Source organism: Paenibacillus sp. NPDC093718 (assembly GCF_050279985.1).
GTDB lineage: Bacteria > Bacillota > Bacilli > Paenibacillales > Paenibacillaceae > Paenibacillus_AQ.
In genome coordinates this window covers 86,625-99,153 of sequence record NZ_JBNNUS010000001.1, presented here as the reverse complement: position 1 = coordinate 99,153, position 12,529 = coordinate 86,625, and the positions used below count along the sequence as shown (strand labels likewise).

General features: G+C 52.2%; 11 protein-coding genes. 7 read left to right on the top strand and 4 right to left on the bottom strand.

Annotation, left to right across the window (positions count from 1 at the left end; all coding sequences use genetic code 11):
* Positions 1-4: 4 nt before the first annotated feature.
* Genes ACQKPA_RS00520 through ACQKPA_RS00510 form a run of 3 tightly spaced genes read left to right on the top strand, consistent with a single transcriptional unit; the run spans position 5 to position 4,674 of the window.
* Entirely contained in the window at positions 5-1,108 is a 1,104-nt protein-coding gene (locus tag ACQKPA_RS00520) for an ATP-binding protein (RefSeq protein ID WP_427488499.1), read from the top strand.
* A complete protein-coding gene (locus ACQKPA_RS00515) occupies positions 1,087-3,459 on the top strand; it encodes a DUF5682 family protein (RefSeq protein ID WP_427488497.1) in 2,373 nt (790 codons plus the stop codon). The genes ACQKPA_RS00520 and ACQKPA_RS00515 overlap by 22 nt, the downstream gene beginning before the upstream one ends.
* Before the next feature lie 3 nt (positions 3,460-3,462).
* Positions 3,463-4,674, top strand: a complete 1,212-nt coding sequence (locus ACQKPA_RS00510; protein WP_427488495.1) for a VWA domain-containing protein — start codon at positions 3,463-3,465, stop codon at positions 4,672-4,674.
* A 95-nt stretch (positions 4,675-4,769) separates the two neighbouring features.
* Here ACQKPA_RS00510 and ACQKPA_RS00505 read toward each other — a convergent pair whose 3' ends face one another.
* A complete protein-coding gene (locus tag ACQKPA_RS00505) occupies positions 4,770-4,946 on the bottom strand; it encodes a hypothetical protein (RefSeq protein ID WP_427488493.1) in 177 nt (58 codons plus the stop codon).
* A gap of 235 nt (positions 4,947-5,181) precedes the next feature.
* Between ACQKPA_RS00505 and pxpB the strand changes: the two genes are divergently transcribed.
* The 4 genes from pxpB to ACQKPA_RS00485 all read left to right on the top strand — a co-directional run bounded on the left by pxpB (position 5,182) and on the right by ACQKPA_RS00485 (position 8,367).
* On the top strand, positions 5,182-5,901 hold the full coding sequence (gene pxpB / locus ACQKPA_RS00500) for a 5-oxoprolinase subunit PxpB (protein WP_427488491.1): 720 nt from the start codon (positions 5,182-5,184) through the stop codon (positions 5,899-5,901).
* Positions 5,898-6,899: a biotin-dependent carboxyltransferase family protein gene (locus tag ACQKPA_RS00495; RefSeq protein WP_427488489.1), complete on the top strand. Its 1,002-nt coding sequence runs from the start codon at positions 5,898-5,900 to the stop codon at positions 6,897-6,899. The genes pxpB and ACQKPA_RS00495 overlap by 4 nt, the downstream gene beginning before the upstream one ends.
* A gap of 6 nt (positions 6,900-6,905) precedes the next feature.
* Positions 6,906-7,664 carry a LamB/YcsF family protein gene (locus ACQKPA_RS00490; RefSeq protein WP_427488487.1) on the top strand — a complete coding sequence of 253 codons (759 nt, stop codon included), beginning with the start codon at positions 6,906-6,908 and terminating at the stop codon, positions 7,662-7,664.
* A 64-nt stretch (positions 7,665-7,728) separates the two neighbouring features.
* The gene (locus tag ACQKPA_RS00485) at positions 7,729-8,367 is read left to right on the top strand and encodes a pyroglutamyl-peptidase I (protein ID WP_427488485.1); all 639 of its coding nucleotides are present in this window, start codon (positions 7,729-7,731) and stop codon (positions 8,365-8,367) included.
* 176 nt (positions 8,368-8,543) lie between these two features.
* Here ACQKPA_RS00485 and ACQKPA_RS00480 read toward each other — a convergent pair whose 3' ends face one another.
* The 3 genes from ACQKPA_RS00480 to ACQKPA_RS00470 form a co-directional block, all read right to left on the bottom strand.
* Positions 8,544-8,945, bottom strand: a complete 402-nt coding sequence (locus tag ACQKPA_RS00480) for an immunity 7 family protein (RefSeq protein WP_427488483.1) — start codon at positions 8,943-8,945, stop codon at positions 8,544-8,546.
* Positions 8,946-8,964: 19 nt separating this feature from the next.
* A complete protein-coding gene (locus ACQKPA_RS00475) occupies positions 8,965-11,103 on the bottom strand; it encodes a restriction endonuclease fold toxin (protein ID WP_427488481.1) in 2,139 nt (712 codons plus the stop codon).
* A 194-nt stretch (positions 11,104-11,297) separates the two neighbouring features.
* On the bottom strand, positions 11,298-12,431 hold the full coding sequence (locus ACQKPA_RS00470) for a phosphodiester glycosidase family protein (RefSeq protein WP_427488479.1): 1,134 nt from the start codon (positions 12,429-12,431) through the stop codon (positions 11,298-11,300).
* Between the last annotated feature and the right edge of the window lie 98 nt (positions 12,432-12,529).

Genomic DNA, 12,529 nt, shown 5'->3' with positions numbered 1-12,529 from the left:
ACCCATGGCAGCAGGACAAGAGCAATTACAAGATATCATGCGGCAGCCCTCGGAAATCCTATTCCGTCACGAGCTGGAGGCACTGCGTAAGGAGGATTCCGGGAACATTCCTGCCGGATGGCAGATGTCACCTCAATCCGTACTCAAATTCATCGTCGGCGGCAAGGCAGGCAAAACGGAAATCACGCCTAAATATATCGGGAACAAGCGGCTGATCGAGATGGCGGTCGCTACCTTGGTAACCGACCGTGCCCTGTTATTAATCGGGGAACCAGGCACGGCCAAATCCTGGCTGTCCGAAAATCTGGCGGCCGCGATCTACGGAAATTCCGGTCTGGTCGTTCAGGGAACGGCCGGAACGAGTGAAGAGCATGTCCGTTATTCCTGGAACTATGCCATGCTGCTCGCTCAAGGCCCTACACCCGAAGCGCTGGTACAGAGCCCAATCATGCGGGCGATGGAAGCGGGAGGGATAGTCCGCTTCGAAGAGATTTCCCGCTGTGCCTCGGAGGTACAGGATGCACTCATTTCCATTTTGTCCGAAAAGACGATATCTGTGCCTGAGCTCGGTAAAGAAATGAACGCCCGGAAAGGCTTCTCAATTATCGCTACCGCGAATACAAGAGACCGCGGGGTCAATGAGATGTCAACTGCGCTCAAGCGCCGTTTCAATATTATCGTTCTTCCCGCTCCAGCGGATCTGAATACCGAAATCGAAATCGTAAAGAAACGGGTGTCGGAGATTGCCGCCTCTTATGATCTGCAGGCTGCTGCTCCCGCAGATGAAGCACTGCTCAAGGTCGTGACGATCTTTCGTGAGCTGCGCAGCGGCATGACCCTGGATAAAAAGGAAAAGGTGAAGTCTCCGGCCGGGGTGATCTCGACGGCAGAAGCGATTTCGCTCTTGACGAACAGTATGGCGCTGGCAGCGAGCTTTGGCAGCGGTGAGCTGACGGATGAGGATTTGGCGGCGGGACTCCAAGGGGCGATTGTGAAGGATGATGATAAGGACCGGCTCGTATGGAAGGAATATCTTGATAATATCATGAAGAAACGCGGGGGCGAGTGGCGGGGCTTATATAACGCATGCAAGGAGATCAACCAGTGAATGCTGCCGGTATACATGTTTTTGGAGTTCGGCATTTGTCGCCCGCCGGTGCGAAGCATGTACTGGACTTTCTGGATGAGATCAATCCTACGGCGGTGCTCATCGAAGGGCCGTCGGATGCAAGCGGGGAAATACGGTATCTGACCCAGGCAACAACTAAGCCGCCGGTAGCCTTATTGGCGTTTACCGAAGAACTGCCCGTACGAACGATTCTGTGGCCTTTTGCGGTATATTCCCCGGAATATCAGGCCATGAGATGGGCGCAGAAGCACGGAGCTTATGCCGCTTTTATCGATCTGCCCTCATCTGCTGCCGTCTGTCTGCAGGATCTGCGCCGCAGCTCGAATGGCGAAGCGGGCGGGAAAGAGCTTGAAGGCGAGGATCTTGAATCCAGCTCGGGGGCAGCTGAGCCGATGGACGAGAGCCAGCCGGACGAAAAATCCCTATATGAGCGGATTGCCGAGCTTGCCGGCGAATACGATTACGATATGTACTGGGAGCGAAGTTACGAGCATAATTTGTGCGAAGGATCTTACCAGCAATCCATATCGGCCTTTTCCATGGGGATGCGAGAGCTGTCGGAGGAGAAAGAGCGGCGCGAGAATACTGCGGAATACGCTTACAATTCCGTCCGGGAGTCGTATATGCGCCGCCAGATTGTTGAAGCGATTGCGGCGGGGCATGACCCCGAGCGCATTGTAGTCGTGTGCGGGGCTTACCATGCCTCGGCCCTTCGCGATTTGTCCAGCCCGATGAGCGACGAGGAATTGAATCAGCTTCCTTCCCGGACAACCAAGCTGACGCTAATGCCATATTCCTATTATAAGCTGTCGTCCATTTCCGGTTATGGTGCCGGGAATATCGCTCCCCATTATTTTGAGATGATGTGGGAACGAATGCAGGAGGGTTCTCTAGCGGAATTGCCGCATCATTATTTATCCATGGTCGCGGGCTCGATGAGAAAGAACGGCACCCACCGCTCCACGGCGGAGGTGATCGAAGCCGTCCGGCTGGCGGAGTCGCTGGCAGCGCTCCACGGGGGAGGTCTCCCGACACTGCGGGATTTGCGGGATGCGGCCCAGACGCTGCTTGGGCGCGGCGAACTTGCCGTCGTGGCAGAGGAGCTTGCACGTGTGGAGATCGGCACGGCGATCGGCGAGCTGGCCGAAGGCGTCAGCCAGACACCGATCCAGGACGACCTGAACCGCCAGTTGAAGAGGCTGAAGCTTGAGAAATATAAATCGGTTGTGGCAAACGATTTAATATTGGATTTGCGCGAGAACCGGAGGGTAACCTCGAAAGAGTCCGCGTATCTCGATTTGAACCGGTCCTTTTTGTTTCATCGCCTTAAGCTGCTGGGGATTGAATTTGTTAAGGCCAGACCCAGCGGGCAGGAGCAAGGGGCATGGGCGGAGCACTGGGTTGTGAAATGGACGCCGGAGGTTGAAATTCAGGTCGTTGAATCGACGCTGCTGGGGGAGACGGTAGAGGTGGCTGCCGCTTATATGCTCCAGCAAAAGCTGGCGGGCTGCAGCTCGATTGCCGAAGCCTCTGCGCTAATCCGGATCGCGTATGAATGCGGGATGATTCATCAGATGGAAGCGGGCCGGCAGACCCTGCAAAAGCTTGCTGTGGACAGCCGCGATGTTGTTCAAATTGCGGCAGCTTCCCGGGAGCTATCCGTGCTGATTCGTTATGGCGGGATCAGGCGGATGGATACGGAGCCGCTAGTACCGCTGCTGCAGCAGCTCTTTATGCGCGCTTGCTTGTTTCTGCTTGATGGCAGCCAGTGCAGCGACGAGGTATCAGGCTCGATGATCACCGCCATGAATGAGCTGAACGGCGTCGCTTTGGAGCATGCGGAGCAGGTGGATGAGGAACTTTGGCTGCAAGAGCTCGGGCATTTATCCGAAAGAGATGACCTGAACGCCCGATTGTCGGGATATGCATGTGCGGTATTGATGGAGCGGAATGCGATTTCCGCCAGGCAGTGTGCCGAAGAAGTGTCGCGGAGATTATCCCCCGGCATTCCGGCCGATTTGGGAGCAGGATGGTTTGAAGGCTTATCGATGCGGAATCGGTATGCTCTTCTCTCGCGGTTAAGTCTGTGGGAGCAGCTGAATGAATACATCCAATCCCTGGAGGACGATGAATTCACTCGTGCGCTTGTTTTTCTGCGCCGGGCCTTCAGCAGCTTCTCGGCGAAGGAGAAGACGATGATTGCCGAGCTGCTTGGCGAGCTATGGGGCGTGAATGCAGAGCAGGCTGCCGAGATTTTGACCGGTGACCTGAAGGAGGAAGAAGCGAAGATGATCGACGATTTGAATGATTTTGACTTTGAGGACTTTTAGGCGATGAGTGGCATACCGGAACCCAACCAAATATCGCGTTGGCGGCTCATTCTGGGCCAGTCGGCTGAACCTCAGCTAGCGGGCTATAGCCCCGGGGGGAGCATACAGCTGTCGGAGGAAGAGATGATTATGGACCGTGCGCTGGCCGCGATTTATGATAATACGGACGGCGGGGCGGAAACCGGAAGTGCGGCCGCGGGGCAGCGGGCAGCCGGGCAAGGAAAGTCGGCTCCCCGGCTTGCGCAGTGGCTGGGGGATGTCCGCTCCTTTTTCCCCGAAGACGTGGTGTCCATTATCCAGAATGATGCCATGGAACGAAAGGGCTGGAAGCAGCTGCTGTTTGAACCGGAGGTTCTGGCTACGGTCAAGCCGGATATACAGCTGGTTGGCACGCTGTTGTCCCTGAAAGGGAAGATTCCCGAGAAAACCAAGGATACGGCGCGCCTGCTGGTAAAGGCGGTTGTGGATGAGCTTGTTCAGCGTCTGCAGGAGGATATTCGCCGGGCTGTGACAGGGGCCTTGAACCGGAGACAGCATACACCGCTTCCTTCGCTCAGCGGTATTGACTGGAAGCGGACGATACAGCGAAATCTGAAAAATTATGATGCAGACCGCAAGCAGATCGTTCCGGAGCGTTTTTATTATTTTGACAGGGCAAGACGGAGCAAAGAATGGACCGTTATTGTGGATATCGACCAGAGCGGTTCCATGGCGGAATCCGTGATCTGGGCATCCGTTATCGGATCCATATTTGCAAGCATACCCTCGCTAGACACCCGTGTGGTGGTATTCGATACGGAAGTTGTTGACCTGACGGAGCAGTGTGCCAATGATCCGGTGGATATGTTATTCGGCATCCAGCTTGGCGGCGGTACGGATATTCATAAATCGGTCGCATATTGCGAGCAGTTTATTGAAGAACCGAAAAAAACGCTGTTTATCATCATTTCGGACCTGTATGAAGGCGGCAATCAAGCCGGGCTGATCCGGCGAATGCGTGAACTGCGGGAAGCGGGAGTCAAGACGATGTGTCTCCTCGCATTATCCGACGAGGGAAAACCGTTCTATGATGAGCAGGTAGCCAAGCTACTGTCCAGGGACGGAACACCTTGCTTTGCATGCACCCCTGCGCTTCTCCCGCAGCTGGTGGAAGGCGCCCTCAAAGGGCATGATCTGGCGGAACTGGCGAAGCGGTTAGGCACCAAGGGAATTTAAACTGGAAAACCGAATGCATTGTAACATGATTCGCGAAAAAGACCTCACGGACGATCCTGTAAACAACGGATCTTCCGTGAGGTCTTCTCCTTGTATTATTGTTGGTTCTCGGAGCTATGACCAGCGTTTGGCTGCTGCTGTTGAAACACCTCGGCTGCTTCTTCGGCAGAGATCTCGGTGTCGAATTCACCTGGAATCGGCATTTTGTTCAATTTCGTGGTTTGAACTTCTGCTTTTGTCGGTTCGTTACTGTTATGGTTTTGTGGGCTCATGTTGGTGGCACCTCCTTATCAAAGTACGTCTTCTGTATTTTGCCAACCATTCCCTAAAATTATACAGAAAGACAGTATGGACACTTGGCCTGATGCGTCAGAGCCAGCTGTTCTTGATTCTATCGACAAATAATAAAACTGCATATTCAACGGATGCCTGTTTCTCTGCTATCATAGGAATAATCATTCAATGATTGACGATAATCAGCAGTACATATGGAATGGAGAATGTCCTATGAGCAAGTCTTATTCGTTCTTCCCTTTAGGGGATTCGGCTGTTCACATTCAATTCGAAAATATCGTGAGTGAGAAGGTACATCGCCAGGTCACAGCTATGACGAGACGAATAGAGCAGAACCCTTTTCCAGGCTGGATCGAATGCATCCCTTCGTATACGAGCGTAGCGGTTTACTATGATTATGATAAGATCGACAAACCGGACGGATTCGATACCGTCTTTGCTTACGTCTGTTCGATGCTCGAGCAGCGGATGGAGGCGGAAGCTTGCGAGAAGAACATCACGAAATATGAGGTTGTTGACATTCCGGTTTGTTACGGGGGCAATTATGGACCGGATCTGGACGAAGTAGCTCAGCAGAACCACCTTACCCCCATGGATGTCATTCGGATTCATTCCGGGCAGGATTACTTGGTATACGCCATCGGATTCGCGCCCGGCTTCCCTTATGTTGGAGGTATTCCGGAGCAGATTGCGACACCGAGGAAACAGACTCCCCGGCTGCAAATTCCGGCTGGATCCGTAGGAATCGCCGGCACGCAAACCGGTATTTATCCGATCGAAACGCCGGGCGGGTGGCAGATTATCGGCCGGACGCCGCTCGCTTTATTTCGTCCCGAAGCCGAGGCTCCAACGCTGTTGAAGAGCGGGCAATATATCCGGTTTCGGCCTATTCAAGCGGAGGAATACGAACAGTTAAGGGAAGTGGGCCTATGAGTATAACCGTTATAAAGTCGGGACTTCTTGTGACTCTTCAGGATGCGGGAAGACGGGGTTACGGCAAATACGGCATTATCACGGCAGGAGCAATGGATCAATCCGCTTATCGGATCGCCAATCGACTAGTTGGCAATGAGGATGAACTGGCCGTTCTGGAAATTACATGGTCAGGATTCGCGATTGAATTTCATAGCGATCGGTGGGTAGCCATTACAGGCGGAGATTTATCGCCCTCAATAGAAGGTGTGAAGGTTCCGATGTGGCGTCCCGTGCTGATCAAAGCGGGCCGTGTTTTGAGTTTTCAACAGCCGGTAACGGGTTGCCGTGCTTATATGGCTGTATCAGGCGGATTTAATGTCGACCAGGTAATGGGCAGCAGCAGCACGTATTTAAGGGCCGGAATAGGCGGGTATGAAGGGAGGCCGTTGAAGACGGGGGATACGCTGCATGCTCATCCTTCTATGCTTCCTGTTGTCTCGTCTAAACGATACCTTGATGATTATGGCGGTTTCCTCACCGTAAAATGGGCCGTCTCTGCTGAAGGATATCCTGGTCCAGGACAGAAGACGGTGATACGTGTGCTGAAAGGGCGTCAATATGACGACTTTGACGACAGCAGCAAGTTGGCGTTGTTCGGAGAACGGTTCACCGTAACTCCGCAATCGGACCGTATGGGCTACCGATTGTCCGGTCCGCTGCTTCAATTGAGCCATGAAAAGGAATATATATCCGAGCCGGTAGCCATTGGAACGGTGCAGGTACCCGCAGATGGCCAGCCCATCATTCTAATGGCAGATCGGCAGACGCTTGGAGGCTATCCCAAAATTGCGCAAGTGGCAACCGTCGATATTTCGCTGATCGCTCAGCTGTCGCCTGGAGCAGCGATTCGCTTTGCGGGTATTTCATTGGCTGAAGCAGAACAGCTTTATACCGCTCATGTTCGAGAGTTTCGAATGTTGGAGGCCATGATCAAGCTTAAATTAAAGGAGTTGTGAGTCAGCATGGTTCGAGTGGACCTGAACTGCGATATGGGAGAGAGCTACGGTGCTTACAAATTAGGCAATGATACAGAGCTTCTTCGCAGTATAACATCGGCCAACATTGCTTGCGGATTTCATGCAGGCGATCCGGCGGTCATGCGGGCAACGGTCCGTCAAGCGATCGAGAGCGGTGCCGCAATTGGCGCGCACCCGGGCTTGCCCGATCTGGCCGGCTTCGGAAGAAGAAGAATGGAGATTACGCCTGCCGAAGCTTATGATATGGTAACCTATCAGATTGGCGCCTTGATGGCTTTTGCGATACAGGAAGGGTCCGGGCTCCAGCATGTAAAACCTCACGGTGCCCTGTATAATATGGCAGCGACCTCCAGACCCCTTGCGGATGCGATTGCATCGGCAATCCAGGATATCGATCCGACACTCATTCTGTATGGGTTGGCAGGCAGCGAGTTAATCGCAGCGGGGAAGAAGGCAGGGCTTCACACAGCAAGCGAAGTATTTGCGGATCGTACCTACCAGGATGACGGCACTCTCACGCCGAGACATCTGCCGGATGCCATCATAACCGAACCCGAGGCTGCGGTCACGCAAGTAGTCCGGATGGTGAAAGAAAGAGTGGTAGTTACCTTGAGCGGCAAGGTGATCCCCATTACGGCAGACACCGTCTGCATTCATGGGGATGGCCCGCATGCAACGTTATTCGCGAGCGCCTTGCGATCACGGCTTGAAGCTGAAGGCGTAAGCGTTCAAGCACTGCTATAATAAAAGCCAGTATGCTATTCCGTGACCCGGCAGCTTACATAAACAAGTACAGGAGATATGATACATGCTAAAAATATTAATTTCAGGCTTTGAACCTTTTGGCGGCAGCTCTGTTAATCCAACGGAGAGACTGGTTGAGGAGATCAAGCACGACTCCTTTCCCGGTGCAGAGATCAGAACGCTGCTGCTTCCCGTACATTACGATGAGTGCGCGGAGATTCTGCTGCAAGAGATGAAGGCATACGAGCCCGATGCGGTCATTGCCTGCGGCGTAGCGGGTGGGCGGACCGCCATTACACCGGAACGGATCGCTATCAATATCAAGGACATACCGCCGGAATCGACGATTTCGGATAATCGGGGAGCAAGACCTCAAGACGAGCCCATAGACGCTGATGGCCCGGATGGACTGTTTTCAACCCTTCCCATCCGTTTGATGGTCAACCGGCTGAAGGAGGCGGGAATTCCAGCTACGTTATCCAATACCGCCGGAACGTATATTTGCAATAATACGATGTATGCGATTTTGAACGATATTCGCCTTCAGCAAAAATCTGCCATTGGCGGCTTTGTGCATTTTCCGGCATCGACGGAGATGGCCGTGGAGAAGCAGTCCTTGCCGACTTTATCCCATGAAACGATGTTGAATGGCCTGCGGATCATCATACAGGCAACGGTGGATGAATTGAACGGACGAGCTTAATTCACAGTGACAATCACAAACTATTTTTGCAAAAAGTATATGTAGATACATGATTGGTTGAATAGATGATCAAAATCCAGATAAACAATAAATCCCGTAACCCGCCATCCATGAGAACATCATGACATAGCGAGCAACGGGATTTCTTTTAGTTTCTTATTTCAGATATCATGTCATTAATCGACTCCGTCTTCGATCACCGGGACGCAAGGGGAGAGAAACGGATCGCGTTGTTCCTTCAACTGCCCGCGTGCCAGCACCTGAACCCGGAACTCGTTGTCATAACCCTCCAGATTCTCATCATCCCTGGTATACAGAAGACCGTATGAGCCGGGAGCGATTTCGCCAATCAATTGGTAAAGTGCCACGATTTCGGCAGCCTCGGCTCCCTTGCGGTTCGTAAAACCTCCGACATGAAGGTAATAGGAGCCGTTAGCCGCATTTAAGGATAGTAAGCCGCTTCCCCATGCAAACTCGGTCATCTTAAGCTGTATTTTCTGAATGATCATGTCGAGCTGCCCGGCATCCGCTTCCGCAGGATTCTCCTGGATGGTAGCCCAGCCGTGAAATTCATACATGAATGCTCACTCCTTGTCGTTATAATGGATCGGTATCAATATGGACTTCTATTCCATATCTTTGGCTGTATTCATGTAATTTGTCAATAACTGATTGGGCAGGCTCCCCTTCAAAATGATAATAGACCTTTCTGCCGGTTTGCTCCGCCGCTTCAAATGTCGCTTTCATCTGATCGCGGACCTTTTTGTTAACCTGCTGCAGGGCTGGCTTGGTCTGGGCAATATATTCATCGCTAACGGCGTCGAATTCACGGCCGATGGGATCGGAATCAAATTTCATCCTCGATTCGCCGCCAAGTCGCTCCGCCAGCGCATCGGCCGCTGCATCCGGCTTGTTGACCTTCTGCAGCTCTCCGGAATATCTCGGCACCTCTTGGAAGGTATCGTTTGATTCGTCAGGTTTTTCTTCATCAGGTTTGTCTTTTTGCTTTTCTTCCTCCGGCTTATCCTCATCAGGTTTATTCTCATGGTCCTCATCCGGCTTCCTCGGATTCTCTTCCGGTTGTTCATTTGTACCGTCAGGCTTTGGATCGCGAGTTCCGCCAGTTGGAGTATCCGGCTCATCGCGCGTTTTCAAGCCGACTTTTTCGGCGAGTGTATCCAGCCACCTCCTGGCTCTTGGGCCCAGCTTATTGGACAGCCAAGATATCCCTTTACCGACCGGAATACGGCTGAGGATAACGGCTAACACGGCCGCGGCCGCATTTTGTGGGGACAGCAGCTTCTTCGGGTCACGGATGTATCCGGCAATCTCGTGTCCGCCACCGGCAATGCCGGCACCGGTCAAGGCAATACCAAGAGCAGGCCAGAAGCTGACAAATAGCAGGGAAAGGGCGAAAGCTCCCAATATGAGACCCGCTTGTTCCCAGCCGCTAAGCCGATCCCACCAGTTCTGGAGGGAGTCGAACAAGCACGCGAAACAAGAGGAGTCACCAGCGATCATCGAAGCGCCGATACTGGACAGGATCCCGGCAGCAAGCATGAGGATGCCGATGGCACCCAGAACAGCGGTATACTTTCTTACATTTTCCTGAACCCGATCCCTTTGGCTTGCTGCTTCGAGATTGCCATACAATAATGAATATCCGAGCTCGCGTCGTTCACGGTAGAATCCGATCAGGTAACCGAGGCGTTTCCGGTCTGTAAAGAGAGCCCGCGTCATCTGCCAACACTCCGTTAATGGATTGATGAGAGCCTCACCCTTCAGAATCGGGAGACGGTCACGGATTCGATGCAGATCGAAATAGTCGATGAACAACCCTGCAACCAGCAGGGCCAGGAAGAAGCCTTCGGTTCGGTATCCTTCACCGGTCCATTCATGAAGAGTAGGTACCCACTCCGGCAGCCGATTCTGCCCATTCCAGGCCGCATGATTCAGGATAGCCCAGAGCAGAAGGACAGCTGGAAATGCATAGACCCAGCGTGTCAGACGTTTGGCGTACCGAAATGCAATGCCGATTCCAAGCGCGATCATCGCACTATGTACAGGATGCGTAACATTCATCATGGTCGGAATAAAGCTTTCCTCAAAGTAGCCGGGAAACCAATCGAAGAACTCCCAGTGCAGCGTTTTACCGCCGAGAAAAGACACCCCGTAATTGCTTTGGACCAAACGTCTCGACAGCTCCTCCATAAATTGAAAGCCAATGCCGGGAGCAGCCCCTAATAATACATAATCGCTCAGGCTTAACGTCGTGGCTCTTCTTGAAAAAAATAAATACAATGCCAGCGGCAGCAGCTTGTATATTTCCTCAACGATCGGTGTCATGACGGCGAATGACCATGTGTCGGTAGTGTGTCCTCCAAAAATCAAATGAAGTCCCTGCATGGTCCCGTTGGTCAAGGGAATGACCAAAAGAACGCCTGAGAGAACAAACAAGCTGACCTGCTTCCAGGTAACGGTTTTGCTCCGGCTTAGCAGCCAAAATTGCAGCAGTACGTAAAAGGACCACAAATATTGAACAAGCATGGTCCGCGATTCTTCGATCAGAACCAGACTTATAACGAGCACCAGCAGGGAAAGCCAGGAAAATAAGTGATACACCTTGGCAATAAAAGGGTACCTCCCAATCCATTCCTTCCAAACCCGATATATCCCCTCAATCGTGTCCCTGATCCTCGTCCGAATGACCGCAATAGACGATGTAATCGAATCCACCCCCCGCTGAATGAACCACTAGCTTACGAATCGCTCACAATAGACAGTTTGCTATATATTTACACAAATGGTCCTCATGATGAAACATTTTCTTGATCAGCATATGCGGCTCGAAGGGGAGGTAGTGCTGCTAAAAAAGAAAACTCCCCTGATCAGCCGGTAGAAGAACCGGATAACCAGGGGAGAGGAGGTGACTATTTATATTTTACGACGATGGCATTGCTGATCTGCCGCCCAGGCGTCGTTAAGTAAGATCCATTATAATACAAGCCGCTGGAAGCCCCGCCATCCAGATTCATCGCTTGGTAGGCACCTGCCTGCTTCATGATGTCCGCAAGCTGTGGAATGGTTGCTCCGCCTGTCGTTAACATGATCAGCTTATGATCCTTCGTGATACCGAGCGCGCTTCGTGCGCCGCCGCCTGTTAGAATCTTCGGATCTTTGAAGCCTTCCTTCTTGACGTCCAGGGTTACCTTGCCGTCAGTCAGCAGACGCGGACCAGCTTGAAGCGCCCCTTCCATATGTTCGGCATCATATACGGATTTGAAATCTAGTCCCGGAATCATGGCGGCCAGATTGTTGCTGTCATAGGTGAAGATCGTCCGATTATCCCCCGAGGCCTTGTGCAAAATATTGCCTTTGCTGACCAAATAGCCATAAGGCGCTTTGTATGCGCCGGAAGTGTAGGCATCAAAGAATGTGCCGTTAATAGCCACTACGGCTTTACTGCGCTTGGCTATACTGCGCAAATCCTCGACCTTCCCTGCTTTATTGCCTGCCAGAACAACGTCCAGTTCCACCTTCGGATGGAGAAGTGAAACGGTGACCACCTGTGCGCTGAAGGAACGGGAGCCCACCTTGAAGGTTTTCCTAGCCGTCGTCACAGGCTTGGTTTGGTTGGATATTAAAGTTCCCGATAGAACAGGGAGCGTGTTTGCTACATTCCCGTCCGTGATTTTCAGGGTGGATCTATTATTGCTCCAGGATAGCTTTAGGCCCAGATGTTGGCTGACAAATTGCAGAGGTACATAGGTAGAGCCGTTCTCGGAGAACGGGGCTGCTTTAGCCTGAACCTTCTTGCCATTGACATAGGCATTCCGACTGTCCAGGTATAGCGTGAGAGCTGTATCTTCGCGAGAAATATGGAGTTTTTTTTCAGCGGCTGTGTACGCCACCTTTACACCGTCATAGGTCTTGAGTACCCCAACCGAAATATAGGATTGGCTGTTCTTGTCCACATAAGCCATATTCTTGGGGGCGGATGCGGCATACAGCGGTGTTATTACCGTCAGCATGGCTAGTAGAACGATTGCAATGATTCTTTTCATGTTTCCTCTCAAGCTCCTTCTTCTCTTTATCTGTATTGGGCAACGCAGGATTTGCGTCTATACTTTATCGGAAGATAAGGACTATTTATTTAGGACAA